This window comes from Vibrio sp. 3-2(1) (assembly GCF_963887575.1).
GTDB lineage: Bacteria > Pseudomonadota > Gammaproteobacteria > Enterobacterales > Vibrionaceae > Vibrio > Vibrio anguillarum.
Map to the genome: position 1 here is coordinate 796,133 of NZ_CAWPGB010000011.1, position 18,407 is coordinate 814,539.

The 18,407-nt window shown below is 45.2% G+C and carries 19 protein-coding genes; 3 read left to right on the plus strand and 16 right to left on the minus strand.

Features of this window, described 5'->3' with window-relative positions; translation table 11 throughout:
- Positions 1–6: 6 nt before the first annotated feature.
- The 8 genes from rseP to rpsB all read right to left on the minus strand — a co-directional run bounded on the left by rseP (position 7) and on the right by rpsB (position 7,508).
- Positions 7–1,365, minus strand: a complete 1,359-nt coding sequence (gene rseP / locus AACQ79_RS06330; RefSeq protein ID WP_094163815.1) for a sigma E protease regulator RseP — start codon at positions 1,363–1,365, stop codon at positions 7–9.
- Positions 1,362–2,570, minus strand: a complete 1,209-nt coding sequence (gene ispC, locus AACQ79_RS06335) for a 1-deoxy-D-xylulose-5-phosphate reductoisomerase (RefSeq protein ID WP_019282312.1) — start codon at positions 2,568–2,570, stop codon at positions 1,362–1,364. The genes rseP and ispC overlap by 4 nt, the downstream gene beginning before the upstream one ends.
- A 48-nt stretch (positions 2,571–2,618) precedes the next feature.
- Positions 2,619–3,461: a phosphatidate cytidylyltransferase gene (locus tag AACQ79_RS06340; protein WP_170898789.1), complete on the minus strand. Its 843-nt coding sequence runs from the start codon at positions 3,459–3,461 to the stop codon at positions 2,619–2,621.
- A 13-nt stretch (positions 3,462–3,474) separates the two neighbouring features.
- Positions 3,475–4,230: an isoprenyl transferase gene (locus AACQ79_RS06345; protein WP_013856207.1), complete on the minus strand. Its 756-nt coding sequence runs from the start codon at positions 4,228–4,230 to the stop codon at positions 3,475–3,477.
- A gap of 95 nt (positions 4,231–4,325) precedes the next feature.
- Positions 4,326–4,883 carry a ribosome recycling factor gene (gene frr / locus AACQ79_RS06350; protein WP_010320122.1) on the minus strand — a complete coding sequence of 186 codons (558 nt, stop codon included), beginning with the start codon at positions 4,881–4,883 and terminating at the stop codon, positions 4,326–4,328.
- A 35-nt stretch (positions 4,884–4,918) separates the two neighbouring features.
- Complete coding sequence (gene pyrH, locus AACQ79_RS06355) at positions 4,919–5,650, minus strand: UMP kinase (RefSeq protein WP_010320123.1); 732 nt, start codon at positions 5,648–5,650, stop codon at positions 4,919–4,921.
- A 152-nt stretch (positions 5,651–5,802) separates the two neighbouring features.
- Positions 5,803–6,648, minus strand: a complete 846-nt coding sequence (gene tsf, locus AACQ79_RS06360) for a translation elongation factor Ts (RefSeq protein WP_013856205.1) — start codon at positions 6,646–6,648, stop codon at positions 5,803–5,805.
- Between the two features lie 128 nt (positions 6,649–6,776).
- Positions 6,777–7,508, minus strand: coding sequence for a 30S ribosomal protein S2 (rpsB, locus tag AACQ79_RS06365; protein ID WP_013856204.1), 732 nt, complete (start codon positions 7,506–7,508; stop codon positions 6,777–6,779).
- A gap of 384 nt (positions 7,509–7,892) precedes the next feature.
- Here rpsB and map point away from each other — a divergent pair, with 384 nt between their 5' ends.
- From map to AACQ79_RS06380, 3 genes are all read left to right on the plus strand, one after another.
- Positions 7,893–8,735 carry a type I methionyl aminopeptidase gene (map, locus tag AACQ79_RS06370; protein WP_081245045.1) on the plus strand — a complete coding sequence of 281 codons (843 nt, stop codon included), beginning with the start codon at positions 7,893–7,895 and terminating at the stop codon, positions 8,733–8,735.
- Between the two features lie 117 nt (positions 8,736–8,852).
- Entirely contained in the window at positions 8,853–11,477 is a 2,625-nt protein-coding gene (gene glnD / locus AACQ79_RS06375; protein ID WP_170898791.1) for a bifunctional uridylyltransferase/uridylyl-removing protein GlnD, read from the plus strand.
- 128 nt (positions 11,478–11,605) lie between these two features.
- Positions 11,606–11,989 carry a DUF3461 family protein gene (locus AACQ79_RS06380; RefSeq protein WP_026027637.1) on the plus strand — a complete coding sequence of 128 codons (384 nt, stop codon included), beginning with the start codon at positions 11,606–11,608 and terminating at the stop codon, positions 11,987–11,989.
- Between the two features lie 144 nt (positions 11,990–12,133).
- On the opposite strand, the gene pgpA is transcribed toward AACQ79_RS06380, so the two are convergent.
- From pgpA to nrdR, 8 genes are all read right to left on the minus strand, one after another.
- A complete protein-coding gene (pgpA, locus tag AACQ79_RS06385; protein WP_013856199.1) occupies positions 12,134–12,637 on the minus strand; it encodes a phosphatidylglycerophosphatase A in 504 nt (167 codons plus the stop codon).
- Positions 12,634–13,608 carry a thiamine-phosphate kinase gene (gene thiL / locus AACQ79_RS06390; protein WP_029189876.1) on the minus strand — a complete coding sequence of 325 codons (975 nt, stop codon included), beginning with the start codon at positions 13,606–13,608 and terminating at the stop codon, positions 12,634–12,636. Before thiL ends, pgpA begins: the two co-directional genes overlap by 4 nt.
- 123 nt (positions 13,609–13,731) lie before the next feature.
- The gene (gene nusB / locus AACQ79_RS06395) at positions 13,732–14,199 is read right to left on the minus strand and encodes a transcription antitermination factor NusB (RefSeq protein WP_013856197.1); all 468 of its coding nucleotides are present in this window, start codon (positions 14,197–14,199) and stop codon (positions 13,732–13,734) included.
- On the minus strand, positions 14,199–14,669 hold the full coding sequence (gene ribH / locus AACQ79_RS06400) for a 6,7-dimethyl-8-ribityllumazine synthase (RefSeq protein ID WP_026027639.1): 471 nt from the start codon (positions 14,667–14,669) through the stop codon (positions 14,199–14,201). The genes nusB and ribH overlap by 1 nt, the downstream gene beginning before the upstream one ends.
- 208 nt (positions 14,670–14,877) lie before the next feature.
- Positions 14,878–15,987, minus strand: coding sequence for a bifunctional 3,4-dihydroxy-2-butanone-4-phosphate synthase/GTP cyclohydrolase II (gene ribBA / locus AACQ79_RS06405; protein WP_094129757.1), 1,110 nt, complete (start codon positions 15,985–15,987; stop codon positions 14,878–14,880).
- Positions 15,988–16,075: 88 nt separating this feature from the next.
- Complete coding sequence (locus AACQ79_RS06410) at positions 16,076–16,732, minus strand: riboflavin synthase (protein ID WP_010320134.1); 657 nt, start codon at positions 16,730–16,732, stop codon at positions 16,076–16,078.
- 1 nt (position 16,733) lies between these two features.
- A complete protein-coding gene (gene ribD, locus AACQ79_RS06415; RefSeq protein WP_170898793.1) occupies positions 16,734–17,831 on the minus strand; it encodes a bifunctional diaminohydroxyphosphoribosylaminopyrimidine deaminase/5-amino-6-(5-phosphoribosylamino)uracil reductase RibD in 1,098 nt (365 codons plus the stop codon).
- 6 nt (positions 17,832–17,837) lie between these two features.
- Positions 17,838–18,287 carry a transcriptional regulator NrdR gene (gene nrdR, locus AACQ79_RS06420; protein WP_010320136.1) on the minus strand — a complete coding sequence of 150 codons (450 nt, stop codon included), beginning with the start codon at positions 18,285–18,287 and terminating at the stop codon, positions 17,838–17,840.
- Between the last annotated feature and the right edge of the window lie 120 nt (positions 18,288–18,407).

Consider the following 18,407-nt stretch of genomic DNA (forward strand, 5'->3'; position numbering starts at 1 on the left):
TACAAATCACAGGCGACTAAAATCATTAAATATTGCCACAGCCATCAAAGAAAAGATGATCGCCCCACCAATTCGGTATCCCATTTCTTGAATCTTCTCTGGGACAGGACGACGAATAACGGCTTCAATTGCAAAAAACAGTAAGTGTCCGCCATCTAACATTGGCAGTGGTACTAGATTGATAATGCCTAAGTTGACACTAATCAGAGCCAGAAAACCCAAGAAATAGACCAAACCATAGTCAGCGGTAGTTCCAGCTCCTTTGGCAATCGAAATTGGCCCACTCAGATTATTCAACCCCACATCACCGACCACCAGTTTTTTCAACATACTGACGGTTAGGTTGATCACTTGCTGTGTTTTTTCAACCGCTTTTCCGACTGATTCAAATACACCATATTGCAGCTCAAATCGATAACTTTCCGGCCATTCTGCGACTTTAGGAGCGATTCCCGCAAAACCTATCGTTTTGCCTTGCGGTAACTCACGAACGTCAGGCGTAAGCTCGATAGTCAAGCGTTGTTCATCACGCACAACAACCAATGAAACTGGCTGATTGGGATGGCTTTGTATCAACTCCACAACTTGCTGCCAATGGTTTATCTTCGCACCGTTGGCTTCGATCAAGGTGTCCCCAACTTCTAACCCGGCCTTCTCTCCGGCGCTGCCTTGAGAAACATTGGTTAGCGTCAGCGATATTTCAGGGACAAATGGTTTAAAACCCAACGCTCCCATAGCAGACTCTGTTTCTGGGTTAAAGTTCCAAGAACGGATATCTAATGTTTTGATTTCATCCACACCAATTTCATTATTGGTTCCGACGGTGAGCGTTAATTGTTCATCACCAATATGGCTAATCAGCCCCATATTGACCGATTCCCAATCTAAGGTATTCACTCCTGAGACTGCTTTGATCTGCATTCCTGGCTCTAAACCCGCTTGAGCGGCGATCGATTGCGGAGCAATTTCGCCAATCACAGGTTTTACCGCTGGGACGCCAATTAAGAACACGAGCCAATAGGCAAAAATGGCGAAGAAAAAGTTAAAAGCAGGCCCAGCACTCACGACAGCGACACGTTTCCACAATGGTTTTTGGTCAAAAGCTAAGGGTTTTAATTCAGCTGGAACATCATCAACACGGCTATCGAGCATTTTAACGTAGCCGCCGAGAGGAATCATTGAGAGGTTGTACTCGGTGCCATCTTTGGCTACTCGGCTCCAAAGTGATTTACCAAAGCCAATGGAAAATTTTTCGACTTTAATTCCACAGCGACGTGCTACCCAAAAATGACCAAATTCATGCACAGCAACCAATATACCTAACGCAATGATGAAAGAGACGAAATTCCACAAAATACCACTCATAATAAATGCTCTTGTATGATTTGCTGGGCAATAGTGCGCGCCATTCTATCGAGCTCTAACAAGCTTTCCAAGTCATAGCAATGTAACTGAGTATGTGCTGCACACACTTTTGACAATACACGTTCATTAACTTGTGCGATATCGGTAAAACGAATTTGCTTATTTAAAAAAGCTTCAACGGCTATTTCGTTGGCTGCATTTAAAGAGGTGGTGGCATGTTGCCCTTGATAGCAAGCATCAATCGCCAATCCCAAACAAGGATAACGCTCGTAGTCCACATCCATAAAACTCAAATTACTTAATTTGGTAAAATCCAGTGCCGGAACCCCCGCAGTAATGCGTTCTGGATAAGAGAGAGTTAAAGCAATTGGCGTGGACATATCGGGTTCCCCCATTTGCGCAAGCACCGAACCATCGCGGTACTGCACCATAGAGTGGATCACCGATTGTGGGTGGATTAACACTTTTAATTGCTGTTTCGATGCATTAAACAGCCACTTAGCTTCAATATATTCCAAACCTTTGTTCATCATAGTGGCGGAATCAACCGAAATTTTCGGCCCCATCGACCAGTTAGGATGAGCAATCGCTTGCTGTGGTGAAACATCTGCTAACGTGGATAAATCACTGTAGCGAAAAGGGCCGCCAGAGCCCGTGAGCAGAATATGTTGCACACCATGTTCTTGTAAATCACAGCGACCCAAAGAGCCTTGAATTTCAGGGGGTAAGCATTGAAAAATCGCGTTATGTTCGCTATCGACAGGGAGCAATTCCGCACCGTGTTTTTCGACCGCATCAATAAACAACTGGCCAGACATCACCAAGGCTTCTTTGTTTGCCAACAAAACACGCTTGCCCGCCTTTACCGCGGCCATGGTTGGTAACAAACCTGCTGCACCAACAATCGCCGCCATCACCGTATCCACCTCATCTAATGCGGCGACGTGGCACATGGCGTCTTCACCAAATAATACGGTTGTTTTTAAGTTCAATGACTGCAATTGAGCTAAAAGCTCATCCGCCGCCTTTTGGTTTGCCATTACCGCATAAACTGGCTGCCAACGCTGGCATAGCTCACGCATTTTATTGACATTATTTCCCGCGGCTAAAGCCACAACGGAAAAGTGTTCGGGATTTTGAGCCACGACTTTTAATGTGCTTGCCCCAATTGAACCTGTGGCCCCGAGAATCGTTAACTTACGCATAGCAACAACCGTGAATTAAGATTGGGGTAAGACAGCTTAACCCAAGCATTAGAAAATGAAATACAGTAGAGCAAAAACAGGAAATGCAGCCGTCAGGCTATCGATACGATCCAAAACGCCGCCATGCCCAGGAATAATATTACTGCTGTCTTTAATTCCTGAAACGCGCTTAAACATACTTTCGACCAGATCACCGAGCACAGAGATAATCACAGTCGCTAATGTAATACCGACCATCGACAGCGTGTTTGTAAACCGGATATCAAACCAATCAGCAGTAAACCACGCCACAATCAATGCCGTAATAATGCCACCAATCAACCCTTCAATGGTTTTATTTGGACTGACTGCTGGTGCCATTTTGTGCTTACCAAAACTTTTGCCCGCAAAATAAGCGCCACTGTCTGCAGCCCAAACAATTAAGCAGACAAATAGCACCAACTTAGCACCGTGGTATGGCTCACTCAAAAAGGCTTCTGCGCGTAAAAAAAGGACGCTCCAGAAAAAAGGAAGTAGCGTAAGCACACCAAAAAGGTGCCTAAGTAGATTGGATTTTTCCCACCAGGGGCGGGATTTAGGATAGGTAATGGCTAAAAAACTAGAAAACAGCCACCAAGCTACCCCAATACTTAATATCACATAGTGATTCGAGTTCATGTTGGCTAGGCTAACGGCATCAGGGGAAATCAGTAGGTAACTTGCTCCACCAATGATAATGGCGGGTAACAGCGCCAGATACCTAGATGTCGAATCGATAAACTGCGTCCATTCCCATACACCGACGAGCGCCACAAGGGCCAAAACGGCCATAAATAGGGGGAGTGGCAGTTCAAAAATGCCCAGCATCACCAGTGGAGCTAATATGAGCGCCGTGATAATTCGTTGCTTCAAACTAATGGATCCTTTATTTCTGTTCCATCAATGCCTTAACCTGTTCCCCTGTGCAGCCAAAACGGCGTTCACGGTTAACAAACCAAGTCACTGCTTCAATTAAACTTTCTTCACCAAACTCGGGCCAGTAAATCGGCGTAAAGTACATCTCTGCATAGGCCAATTGCCACAACATAAAATTACTAATACGACATTCACCGCTGGTACGAATGAGCAAATCCACTTCAGGAATATCAGACATCGTTAGCGACTGTGTAATCAGCGTCTCGTCAATCTGATCAGGAGAAAGCTCACCGCTCGCCACTTTGACCGCGATAGAGCGCATTGCTTCTGTGATATCCCATTTTCCGCCATAGTTTGCGGCGATATTAACGACCATGCCACTGTTTGATGAGGTTAACTCTTCTGCCTGAGCGATTTTTGTTTGTAAGCGTGAGCTAAAACGTGTTTTATCACCAATGACTCTAAGACGCAGATTGTTCTTATGCAGCTTTTTTACTTCTGTGGATAGCACAGTAATAAATAACTCCATCAACACGCCCACTTCAGCTTCCGGACGCCGCCAATTTTCACTGCTAAAGGCAAACAAAGTAACGGCTTTAATACCCAATTTCGCTGCAGTAGAAATCGTTCTTCGGACCGCTGCTACACCATTCTTATGACCAAACACACGAGGTTTACCTTGTGCTTTAGCCCAACGGCCATTTCCGTCCATAATGATTGCGATGTGTTGGGGTAATACATCAGATGAGAGGGATGAGTTTTGCATAAGAAATTAATTGATTACCAAACTGATAGGGCAAAATAGCATAAAAAAACGCTGCACTGTGAGCACAGCGTTTTAGAAAGGCTAAAAAGAGCGAATTAAACTTCCATTAACTCTTTTTCTTTTGCAGCAAGAACTTCATCAATTCTCTTAATCGCTACATCGGTAAGTTTTTGAATCTCTTCTTGAGCTTTATGATCTTCGTCTTCAGAGATTTCTTTATCTTTCAGTAGAGCTTTTAAGTCGCCATTGGCATCACGACGAATATTGCGAACTGCAACGCGACCACCTTCGGCTTCACCACGAACAATTTTCACCAAATTACGACGACGTTCTTCGGTCAGTGGTGGTAGTGGTACACGAATAACCGTACCTGCAGACATTGGGTTTAGACCCAAATCAGACATCAAAATCGCTTTTTCAACTTTTGGCGTCAACTCTTTATCAAAAACAGTGATCGCGAGAGTACGTGCATCTTCAGCTACAACGTTAGCGATTTGATTCAGCGGTGTCGAAGCACCATAGTAATCGACAGAAATGCCGGAGAGTAAACTTGGGTGAGCGCGACCAGTACGTACCTTAGAAAGGTTGTTTTTCAGGGCATCTACGCTCTTATCCATACGCTCTTGAGCGTCTTTCTTGATTTCGTTAATCACAAATATCACCTACTTGTTTTTTTGTTTTGGAGTGATTAGTCAGCGGTGCTAATTAGTGTACCTTCCGCTTCACCCATTACCACGCGACGTAGTGCGCCCGGTTTGTTCATATTAAATACGCGGATTGGCATTTTATGGTCACGCGCTAGCGTAAACGCGGCCAAGTCCATCACTTTTAGCTCTTTTTCAAGCACGGTTGTATAAGACAGCTTATCATACAGTTCTGCGTCTGGGTTTGCCACTGGGTCTGCACTAAATACGCCATCTACTTTTGTCGCTTTTAGAACCACATCCGCTTCAATTTCAATACCGCGCAAACAGGCAGCAGAATCAGTTGTGAAGAATGGGTTACCAGTACCCGCTGAGAAGATCACAACACGGCCTTGACGTAGTTGGCTGATAGCATCGGCCCAATTGTAATCGTCACACACACCTTTAAGAGGAATGGCAGACATCACGCGCGCATTCACATAAGCACGGTGCAAAGCATCACGCATTGCCAAACCATTCATTACGGTTGCCAGCATTCCCATGTGGTCGCCCACAACACGGTTCATGCCCGCTTCAGCAAGACCTGCGCCACGGAATAAGTTACCGCCGCCGATGACAACACCCACTTGAACACCCAGTTCAACCAGTTCTTTTACTTCCTGTGCCATGCGATCTAACACCGCAGGATCAATACCAAAACCTTCTTCGCCTTGTAGCGCTTCACCGCTAAGTTTTAACAGGATACGTTGATAGGCTGGTTTAGGGTTCGTAGTCATGGAGCTTACCTTCCAAATAGAGAGTTGTTAATTAACAGTCATGATTTAAAACTGAATACTGAATTCTAAATCATCACAATTAGTCTCAATATGCCATTCGTAAAAAGACCGCAGCCTTGGCTACGGTCTCTTTTTAGGCAAAATCGCTAGGATTAACCTTTTTGAACCATTGCAACTTCTTCAGCGAAGCTAAGTTCTTGAGCTTTCTCAATACCTTCACCAACTTCTAGACGCACGAAGTTAGTAACGGTTGCGCCTTTAGCTTTCAGCATTGCGCCAACAGTTTGAGAAGGATCCATGATGAACGCTTGACCAGTAAGTGATACCTCACCTGTGAACTTAGTCATGCGGCCTTCAACCATTTTCTCAGCAATTGCTGCTGGCTTGCCAGATTGCATTGCGATTTCGATTTGGATTTCACGCTCTTTAGCCACAACTTCTGCTGGTACATCTTCAGGGTTCACGTACTCAGGTTTTGCAGCAGCAACGTGCATTGCTACGTGTTTGATGGTCTCTTCATCCGCTTCACCAGCAACCACAACACCGATACGGTCGCCATGGCGGTATGAACCTACTTTAGCGCCTTCAATGTAATGAACGCGACGGATAGTGATGTTTTCACCAATTTTAGCAACAAGAGCAATACGTGCTTCTTCAAATTTAGCTTGAAGTGCTGCGATATCTAGACGCTCAGCAAGTGCAACCGCTAGAACTTCGTTAGCGAACGCTAGGAAGCTTGAATCTTTTGCTACGAAGTCAGTTTGGCAGTTCACTTCTAGAAGTGCTGCAAAACCATCAGCTTCTTTAATTAGGATAGTACCTTCAGCTGCGATGTTACCTGCTTTTTTCGCTGCTTTAGCTGCGCCGCTTTTGCGCATGTTTTCAATTGCTAGTTCGATGTCAGCGTTTGCTTCTACAAGCGCTTTTTTACATTCCATCATACCTGCGCCAGTACGCTCGCGCAGTTCTTTTACTAGAGCAGCAGTTACAGTTGCCATTCTCGATTCCTCAGTTGATTCTGGTGGTAAAAATCAGGGGCCGATTGTTTGGCCCCTGATGCTAACTATAACTTGTTCAATGCATCAATCGTGTGACACATATAATCAAGTGTGACTCAGAGCCGCTATTATTCTGCTTCTACGAAACCGTCTTTTGCAGCAGCAAGTGCAGCTGCATCTTTGTTACGACCTTCGTTAACCGTTTCTGCAACAGCATTTAGGTAAAGCTGGATTGCACGGATTGCGTCGTCGTTACCAGGGATAATGTAGTCAACGCCATCTGGGTTAGAGTTAGTATCAACAACAGCGTAAACTGGGATACCTAGGTTGTTTGCTTCTTTAACTGCAATGTGCTCGTGATCTGCATCGATAACGAATAGTGCGTCAGGTAGACCGCCCATATCTTTGATACCACCAAGAGATTTCTCTAGCTTCTCCATTTCACGAGTACGCATTAGAGCTTCTTTCTTAGTTAGCTTATCAAAAGTGCCATCTGTTGCTTGAATTTCAAGCTCTTTTAGACGCTTGATTGACTGACGAACAGTTTTCCAGTTAGTTAGCATGCCGCCCAACCAGCGGTTGTTAACGTAGAATTGGTTGCTTGCGATAGCCGCTTCTTTAACAGCTTCAGATGCTGCGCGTTTAGTACCAACGAAAAGAACTTTACCTTTTTTCTCGCCAACTTTTTGTAGCTCAGCTAGAGCTTCGTTGAACATAGGAACAGTTTTTTCTAAGTTGATGATGTGAACACGGCTACGAGCACCAAAAATGAATGGCTTCATTTTTGGGTTCCAGTAACGAGTCTGGTGACCGAAGTGAACACCAGCTTTTAGCATGTCGCGCATTGATACAGTTGCCATTTAAAAATCCTCTATGGGGTTAGGCCTCCACATTCCCCATGTATCCGACCCCTAACATCTATTCGGTTGTTGCCGATAGTTTTATTGTTGGAGCACCCCGGAACACGTGTCGGAATGTGTGTGATTTAAAGATAATGTGTTTAGAAAGGAAGGTGGGCTTCGTCATTTCAGAAGAAAACGCACTTCGATTCCGGCGCGCTTTATACCATATTTAGCCCTTCTCTGGCTAGAAAAAAATACGACACATCATGGCTTAGGTAAGCTGTAGTTATGCAAACAATTCTTACTTACCGACAGGGATCCCTTGCGATTCATCCATGCACTGCTAGAATAACGCCCATTCGCACAGTTAAGTGCTTAAGAATTAATGCATAGAGAAAGCCGATGTCTGTAAAAATCAAAACTGCTGAAGAAATAGCCAAAATGCGCGTCGCGGGTAAACTGGCTGCCGATGTCCTTGAGATGATTGAACCGCATGTAAAAGTGGGCATCACCACTGAAGAACTTGACCAGATCTGCCACAAGTACATCACTGAAGTACAGCAAGCTATTCCAGCACCATTGAATTACCACGGTTTTCCTAAATCGATCTGTACCTCTATCAATCACATTGTTTGTCACGGTATTCCGGCAACTCAAGATACGCAGTATGGGCAATTACAGCGTCCAGCGGTACTGAAAGAGGGTGATATTCTGAACATTGATATCACGGTTATTAAAGATGGCTACCACGGTGATACCTCAAAGATGTTCTTTGTCGGTGAAGTGTCGCCAGCAGATAAGCGCCTATGTCTTGTTGCGCAAGAGTGTCTTTATATCGGCATGAAGAAGGTCAAACCCGGAGTTCAATTGGGTGAGATTGGTACTGCGATCGAAAAACACATTAAAACCAATAATAAAAATAACCCACGCCTTAAATTTTCGATTGTGAAAGATTATTGCGGCCACGGTATTGGCGCTCAATTTCATGAAGAACCACAAGTGGTTCACTATAAAAACAGCGACAGAACCGTACTGCGTGAAGGGATGATTTTCACTATCGAGCCAATGATTAATGCGGGTAAATTTGGTTGCCGCCTTGATGATGAAGACAATTGGACGGTTTACACCGCCGATGGCAAAAACTCAGCGCAGTGGGAACACACCATTTTGGTTACCGCCACTGGCTGTGAAGTGCTGACGCTGCGTGAAGAAGAAACCATTCCACGTCTGATGCATAACGCCTAATTACATCGAACCAAAACCTTATCAATTAATATCCCTCTTGCAGGGATATTTTTTTATCTGCAGTGATTTGATACAGTCAGTCTACGTTGTGACATATCACTAGCATGGATTGCCGTTATGCCTTTTCAGTCTCCCCTCACCTTTACTGACACACAACTCACTATCGGCGAGCTTAAACAACAACTTGAACAGTTCACTCAGTATCAGAAACATCAATTTTTGCACCACCATCCGGTCAACGACCTGGTACTAGGCCGCTCTGAATATATGGACCAACTGCTCTACAGGTTATGGGAACATTATTCATTTTCGCAGGTTCCAGACATCAGTTTAGTGGCCGTCGGAGGCTATGGCCGCGGTGAACTTCATCCTCTTTCGGATATCGATATTCTGGTCGTCTCCAATCATACTTTACCCGCTGAACTCGGCAGTAAAATTAGTGAATTTATTACCCTGCTGTGGGATTTGCGTTTAGAAGTAGGCCATGCCGTGCGTACCGTGCAACAGTGCGCTGAAATTGGCCGTGAAGATTTAACCGTCGCAACAAACTTACAAGAAGCTCGGCTATTATGTGGTAGCGAAGAGACATTTTATAAACTCAAGATGTTGATTCATTCCGAATCGTTTTGGCCAAGCGAAACCTTTTACCGCGCCAAAATTCAAGAGCAGCGCGACCGACACGCTCGTTACCATGACACCACTTATAACCTTGAACCCGATATCAAATCGACTCCTGGAGGCTTGAGGGACATTCATACTTTAAGCTGGGTCGCTAGACGTCACTTTGGTGCAACATCACTGTTTGAAATGAGTCGTTTTGGTTTTTTAACTGATGCTGAATATCGTGAGCTAGTAGAGTGCCAAGACTTTTTATGGCGCGTGCGCTTTGCGCTGCACATTGAATTAAAACGCTATGACAATCGGCTTATTTTTGCTCATCAAGCTCAAGTGGCAGAACATCTGGGCTTTACGGGTGAAGGGAATCGCGCAGTCGAGATGATGATGAAAGAGTTCTACCGTACGCTACGTCGTGTTGCAGAACTCAACAAAATGCTCCTGCGTCTGTTTGATCAAGCCATACTCAATAACGGCGAAGAAGCCGTGGCAGAAATTTTAGATGATGATTTTCAACGTCGTGGCAACTTAATAGAAGCTCGTAAACCCGCGCTTTTCCAAGCTCGCCCTGAAACGATCTTAGATATGTTTATTCATATCGCCAATGATTCCAGCATCGAAAGTGTCGCACCCACAACCATGCGCCAGTTGCGTACAGCCAGAAGGCGGCTCAATAAATTCCTGCACACCATTCCCGAAGCGCGTGAAAAATTCATGGCATTGGTACGTCACCCTAACGCACTACATCGTGCGTTCAGCCTGATGCATAAATTAGGCGTGCTCGCCGCTTATCTTCCCCAATGGAGCCAAATTGTTGGACAAATGCAGTTCGACCTATTCCATGTTTATACGGTCGATGAACACAGCATTCGTCTTCTCAAACACATCAATACCTTTAGCTACGCACAAAATCACGATAAACACCCCATCTGTTGCGAAGTCTACCCACGTCTCCAGAAAAAGGAGATGCTGATTCTGGCCGCTATTTTTCACGACATTGCCAAAGGGCGTGGCGGCGATCACTCTGAAATCGGTGCGGTAGAAGCCTATGATTTTTGTATTGAACACGGTTTATCAAAACCTGAAGCAAAATTAGTCTCTTGGCTGGTACAAAACCACCTCTTGATGTCGGTAACGGCGCAAAGACGCGACATTTACGACCCAGATGTCATTACCGAATTTGCCAAAAAAGTGCGCGATGAAGAGTATCTCGAACATCTTGTTTGCCTAACTGTCGCGGACATCTGCGCTACTAACCCTGAGCTTTGGAACAGTTGGAAACGCACCTTGCTGGCAGAGCTATATCACTCAACACAGCGGGCACTTAGGCGTGGGCTTGAAAACCCGGTAGATGTGCGCGATCGCATTCGCCACAACCAACAAATGGCATCCGCATTGCTTCGTAAAGAAGGCTACAGCGCACGTGAAATTGAAGTGCTTTGGCAGCGCTTTAAAGCCGATTACTTTTTGCGTCACACTCACAAGCAGATCGCTTGGCATTGTGAGCACCTACTCAAACATAGCGACCCAAGCCAACCGCTGATCCTGATGAGCAAAAAAGCCACTCGTGGCGGCACTGAATTGTTTGTTTATACTAAAGATCAACCCGCCCTCTTTGCAACTGTGGTTGCTGAACTGGACCGTCGAAATCTCAATGTTCATGATGCGCAGATCATGTCGAGTAAAGATGGCTACGTCCTTGATACCTTCATGGTACTGGATCAAAACGGCCATGCAATTGACGAAGAGTGTCACCCATCGTTGATCAAACACCTACTCAGTGGGCTAGAAACGGGTTGGCAGAACAAACTGAAATTGCGCCGCACGCCACGTAACTTGCAACATTTTAAAGTCAAAACTAAAGTCGATTTTTTACCCACCAAAAGCAATAAACGAACCTTAATGGAATTAGTCGCACTTGATACTCCGGGACTGCTAGCAACGGTCGGAGCCACATTTGCTGACTTAAACATTAACCTGCATGGTGCAAAAATCACCACCATTGGCGAACGAGCAGAAGACTTGTTTATTCTCACCGGTTCGCAAGGCGGAAAATTGAGTGAAGAAGAAGAGAGCACGTTACGTGAAATGCTGATTAAAAATGTTTCTGAACTCGCGCCAAATTAAACGGAAAAGGAAAGCGATCTGGTCCACAACTTGAACCATTGATATCACGATGAACTATCTCGGGCGAGCATGGACTGCTACATTGAAATGGTTCATTGATGTGTCACAAAATACAATAGAGGTTGCCTATGTATCCCTACCTCACCGGTTTAGGCATTCAAGATCCTAAACAGATTGAGCGCTATTCACTTCGTCAAGAAGCCCATAAAGATGTGTTGAAGATTTACTTTCATAAGCAGAAAGGCGAGCTGTTCGCTAAAAGCGTGAAATTTAAATACCCTCGACAAGTAAAAAATGTATTGGTCGATAGCGGCAGCCATCAATACAAAGAGGTGACGGAGATCAACCGTAATTTAACCTTGGTGATTGATGAACTAAATAAAATCACTAAGCCGGTTCCTATGAGTGATCTCGATCTGAAGCAAAAAATATTGACTGACTTGCGCCATTTGGAAAAAGTGGTCACGAGCAAAATCGCTGAAATTGAAGCTGACTTAGAGAAGCTAAAATAGTCTCAAGACGGTAAAGTAACTTTAGATACCCAGAGCATCGAATAACCCTGTTTCAGATAACTCTTCACTGACAAAAAAGGTTCCCAAAGGAACCTTTTTTGTTGCTAAGTCTAAGCCGTCAATCAATATTGAACGCTGACAATGTTATAACCAACCCGCCCAAAAGCCGACCCAATACAGCGCAATCGCGGATACAACACCTGCCACGATATCATCGAGCATAATCCCCAAACCACCATGCACTCGTTTATCTAACCAACTAATCGGCCACGGTTTGAGCATATCGAAAAAGCGAAACAGCACGAATCCAGCCACCAGCCATTTCCAATCTAAACTAGGCAATTCAAACAGTGGCACGACTAGCATTGTTATCCAAAAACCGGCAAATTCATCCCACACAATCGAACCGTGGTCATGCACTTTCATGTCGTCAGAAGTCACTTGGCAAATTTTCACGCCCACCAAGCAAGCCAGCACAACCACAGCACAATATACAGTGAGAGGTAGCTGTACTAACAGCAAATAAAAAGGCACTGAGGCAAGCGTTCCCATTGTGCCGGGCACGATAGGCGATAGGCCACTGCCAAAACCCGTGGCCAAAAGATGCCAAGGGTTCTTTAATGAGATTAATGCGATAGGGTTTGTCATCCGTTCACCTTAAAATGATCATAGCCGCTTAACTGCCAATTGAGTTTTTTTCCTTGATGCTGGAGCTCAAAAATACCCTGCGGGCGAATTTGGCCAATGCAACTCACCTTGCAACCGCAATGAGCAAGCGCACTTTCGATGGAACCTCGGTTATGCTCTGGAACAGTGAAACACAACTCATACTCTTCACCGCTGGTTAGTGCATATTGCTGGGCAATTTTTCTTTCGCCCACAAACTGCAACAGCTCTTGCGAAATAGGCAACGCACCGACATCTAAACTCACCCCAACATTTGAACGATGCAAAATATGCTTGAGATCAGACACCAAACCATCGGAAATATCAATTGCAGAAGAAGCCAAATGAAGCAATGCTTGGCCAGCAAGAATTCTTGGCGTTGAGAGATAGTGACGCTTTTCAAGCTCTTGGGCAAAAGGTTTATGGCGTAAGCTTGGGTCAAGAATCACATCGAGCCCTGCTTGGCTATCACCGAGTTCACCAGTGACGTAAACCCAATCTCCCACTTTGGCTCCACTGCGCAGCAGCGCCAATTCTTGTGGCACAAAACCTTGTACTGTCAAGGTAATGCTCAGTGGTCCTTTGGTTGTATCTCCACCAATTAGCTGAATATTGTAGTAATTCGCAAGTTCGAAAAAAGCATCACAAAAGGGTTTTAGCCATGCTTCATCGACACTAGGTAGAGTGAGTGCGAGCGATACCCAAGCAGGCGTTGCCCCCATAGCAGCCAGATCACTGATGTTAGATGACAATGCTTTATGAGCCACCCAAGCCGGATTCGCATCGGTTAAAAAATGAGTGCCTGCGACTAAGGTGTCGGTACTGATGGCGATCCGAACATTTTCTGGTGCTTTGACCAATGCACAATCATCTCCTAGAGCAAGAGAGACATCTTTACGTTGTGACTGACGGTTAGAGAAATAGGTATCGATTAAATTGAATTCACCGAACATAAAAAATTCCCTGCCCTGAGTTTTTATTATGTACATCATTTCTCATCGCTTAGGGCTTTCGCGGAGAAAGATCCGTCATAAAAAAGGTCAGCGAATGCTGACCTTTTATTTTAAAACGACTTATTATTTTTTGCGTACATGTGGGGCGGCTTTATCAAGCACGCCATTCACAAATTTATGGCTATCTTCAGCAGCAAATACTTTTGCTAACTCAATCGCCTCATTGATGACCACTTTATATGGCACATCATCGCGACGAGTCATTTCGTACATGGCTAAACGAAGTAACGCCAATTCCATCATGTCTAAGTCTTGCATTGGACGAGACACGAAAGGACGCAATTTGCTATCTAGCTCTGTGTGGCTTAGCACTACACCCGTGAGTAGATCACGGAAATATGCAACGTCGGTTTCTGGAGCCGCTAACGCTGGCTCAGCAGCATGATGCTCTTCTTCATCATACTTACCACCCGAGAGGAATTGCTCTTCGATAGTGGCAACATTTTCTTTTGTAATTTGCCAAGAATAAATTGCTTGTAGCGCAAATTGACGTGCATTACGACGTGCGGCTGGTTTCACACTGGCCCCCATTAGGAATCGATTTCTGAAAGAACGTTAATCATCTCAAGCGCGCTTAGTGCAGCTTCTGCACCTTTGTTACCAGCCTTGGTTCCCGCGCGTTCAATGGCTTGATCGATGGTATCAACAGTTAGAACACCAAATGCCACTGGAAGGCTGTATTCCAGAGACACTTGCGCCAAACCTTTATTGCATTCACTGCACACATAATCAAAGTGTGGCGTACCACCACGAATCACAGTGCCAAGAGACACGATAGCGTCGTATTTACCCGTTTTTGCTACGCGTTGAGCAGTAAGAGGTAATTCGACAGCACCAGGGCAGCGAACAACAGTAATATTGTCATCGCTAACTTGTCCGTGACGCTTTAAAGTATCGATTGCACCAGAAAGCAGGCTTTCGTTAATAAAACTGTTGAAACGAGAAATAACGATAGCAATTTTTGCATTTGGTGCGGGGAAACCACCCTCGATCACTTTCATAAGCCTTCCTTTAACTATATACACAAGTGAGAATCGCCGGATTCTAGCACAATTTTGTGAGCAATATCTAATGGAAATTCGGCTTAGACGGCAAACCAAGCGGCTAATCAGCGAAATAATAAAGGAAGCGTTGGGCTTCCTTTATTGGTTTTATTACGGTGTATTTTTAAATGTGACGTTAGGTTCTAAGCGCTAAAACGAGATGACGTTATTGGCAAACATACTCAGTCACATTCAAGCCAAAACCGCCTAAAGCGTGATACTTTTTATTGGCTGAGGAGAGTAAACGCATATCACGAACACCTAAATCCGCCAGAATTTGTGAACCAATCCCCACACGGCGTGAAGTGCCTTGTTTTTTCGCTAAAGTAGGCGCTTGGCCTTTGTCTTGTTGCTCAAACATTTTAACGCGGTGGATCAATAAGTCGCTCGACTCTTCATTACCTAAAATGACCAATACGCCGCCATCTTGGCCGATACGCTGCATCGCTTTATCTAAAGTCCAACTGCGTTCAGCATTGCGATCACTGCGCAGCAAATCGGTAAAGGTATCGTGCAAATGAACTCGCACCAATGGCGCTTGACCATCCAATGTTCCTTTTTGCAATGCGTAATGGATCTGATTATCAATCACGTCGCGGTAAGTGATCAGTTCAAATTCACCGTATTCTGTCGGCAACTTGCACTGTGCAACACGCTCAATGGTCGTCTCAGTATTGTTACGGTATTCAATCAGATCGGCAATCGTACCGAGTTTTAAACCATGTTGCTCGGCAAACACTTCAAGATCAGGGCGACGCGCCATGGTGCCATCATCATTTAAAATTTCGACGATCACAGACGCGGGCTCTAACCCCGCAAGGCGCGCTAAATCACAACCGGCTTCCGTGTGTCCAGCGCGAGTTAAAACGCCCCCCTCTTGCGCAGCCAGTGGGAAAATGTGCCCAGGTTGCACTAAGTCTGAAGCTTTCGCCTCTTTCGCCACCGCAGCTTGTACCGTCACGGCGCGATCGGCCGCTGAAATGCCGGTGGTTACGCCTTCGGCCGCTTCAATCGAGACGGTAAAATTGGTGGTGTATTGAGCATTATTATCCTGCACCATAGGAGCCAAGCCTAAACGCTGACAACGAGCTTTAGTCATGGTTAAGCAGATCAGGCCACGACCAAATTTAGCCATAAAATTAATCGCTTCAGGAGTAACGTGCTCGGCGGCCATGATCAAGTCACCTTCGTTCTCACGATCTTCGTCATCCATTAAAATGACCATTTTCCCAAGACGAATATCTTCAATGATCTCTTGCGGGGTACTTATTGGCATACTCTATTTTCCTATCGCTGAACTATTTTCCGCACAGTCCCTGACTTAGATTTATCCACGACCGTGGTGGCATGGGACAATGCGCGGTTTACGCAAAACCATTTTGTTGTAAAAATGCTAAGCTAATTTTCGACTCTGGTGTCTCTTCATCTTGCTGGTTTTGCAGCAAACGCTCCATATAACGCGCGAGCACATCCACTTCCAAATTCACTTTACGCCCAACATGAAACGCATCAATGGTCGTTTCGGCAGAAGTGTGAGGCACTATGGTCAGCTTAAAGGCATTCTTTCTTAAATCATTCACAGTGAGGCTGATACCATCTACTGTAATTGAGCCTTTTTCAGCCACGTATTTATTCAATGCCGGTGGGATCGCTACCCAAAACTCTATCGAACGACCAACAGGATTACGTTCAATGATTTCACCAACACCGTCAACGTGCCCAGAAACAATGTGTCCACCAAAACGAGTGGTGGGCAACATGGCTTTTTCTAGGTTGACCTTGTCACCAACTTGATAGTGAGCAAACCCGGTTTTGTTGAGCGTTTCTAGTGAGAGATCCGCTGTATATTGAGTGCTGTTATAATCTACCACGGTCAAACAGACACCATTTGTGGCAATACTATCACCAAGTTTGACATCGCTCATATCAAGATGACCGACTTTCACGGTCACACTGATGTCTTCACCTTTGGGTGTAATCGCGGCAAGTGTACCTACCGCCTCGATAATTCCTGTAAACATGCTATTTATCTTTTATTTTAGGTACGGCAATGATCCGAATATCCGGCCCAACTTGTCGTACATCTTTGATGATTAACTCTAGCGTATCCGCCATGGAAGATAGCCCCAAAGCACCAAATAGCCCCCGACCATCACTACCCATGATTTTAGGCGCTAAGTACAAAATGATCTCATCGACCAATTGGGCTTGGATCAGTGAACGAGCCAGTGTGGCACCAGCTTCTACCCAGAGATGATTCATTTGTGACTGCTCAGCTAAATAAGCTAAGGTATCCGCTAACTCAAATTGTGTCTGGTTGCTATTGAGCAATGACGTATGTTCAGTGCCAAGCACCAATACTTCACCGGAATGTTGATACAGCTTTAGACCATCATGGAGTTGGTTTTGCCTGTCAAGAATGACTCGCACTGGTTGGCGTAACTGATGTTGTGGGTAGTTCACTTGCACTGATGGAGGCAGTTCATCCCAACGCACAGTCAATGAAGCATCATCTTCAATCACTGTTTTGCTGGTCGATAAAATCCCACCCGCTTTGGCGCGAAATTTTTGCACATCTCGCCGCGCGGCTGCTGAAGTTATCCATTGACTCTGACCATTATTGAGTGCCGTTTGTCCATCAAGACTTGCGGCCATTTTCAATTGGACAAAGGGCATCCCACTTGTCATACGTTTAATAAAACCCGGATTGAGCGCGATGGCATCCGCTTCTAACAAACCGACTTCGACTTCAATCCCAGCGTCACGCAACATTTGAATACCACGCCCAGCGACTTGAGGATTCGGATCTTGCATTGCGCAAATCACTTTCGCCACTTTGGCGTTAATCAAGCCTTCAGTGCAAGGCGGTGTACGGCCATGATGCGAGCAAGGCTCTAAAGTGACATAAGCGGTAGCGCCTTGCGCTTGCTCGTTTGCCATGCGTAAGGCGTGCACTTCGGCATGCGGCTCACCAGCACGAACATGAAAGCCTTCACCAACAATCTGCTCTCCTTGAGTGATCACGCAGCCGACATTGGGGTTAGGTTGAGTGGTAAAAACGCCACCTTTGGCAAGCTCAATGGCTCGCGACATCATTTGATAATCAAAAGGAGTAAACATAAGCGATTAATCTTCCAGCTTCGCGATTTCTTCACCAAACTCACGAATATCTTCAAAACTGCGATACACGGAGGCAAAGCGGATGTAAGCGACTTTATCGAGTACTTTGAGCTGCTCCATCACCAAGTTACCAATCATTTTACTTGGGACTTCTCGCTCACCAGTGGCTCGCAACTGAGATTTAATCATACTGATTGCAAGCTCAATCGCATCGGCGCTGACGGGGCGTTTTTCTAATGCTCGCTGTATACCACCGACCATTTTATCTTCGTTAAACGGTTCACGATTTCCATTTGATTTGATGACTCTTGGCATCAAGAGCTCGGCCGATTCAAACGTGGTAAAACGTTCATTACATGCCAAACATTGACGGCGACGGCGCACTTGATGGCCATCTGCGACAAGACGAGAATCAATCACTTTGGTGTCGTTCTCTGAACAAAAAGGACAATGCATATCACCTCCATAGCAATGAGCATCAGTGTACCGGAATTAGTACGCAAGTTGAACGCAAAAGGGGCATCAGCCCCTTTTCAATCTCTATTTTGTTAACAACCACACTTTGCGTTATCCATA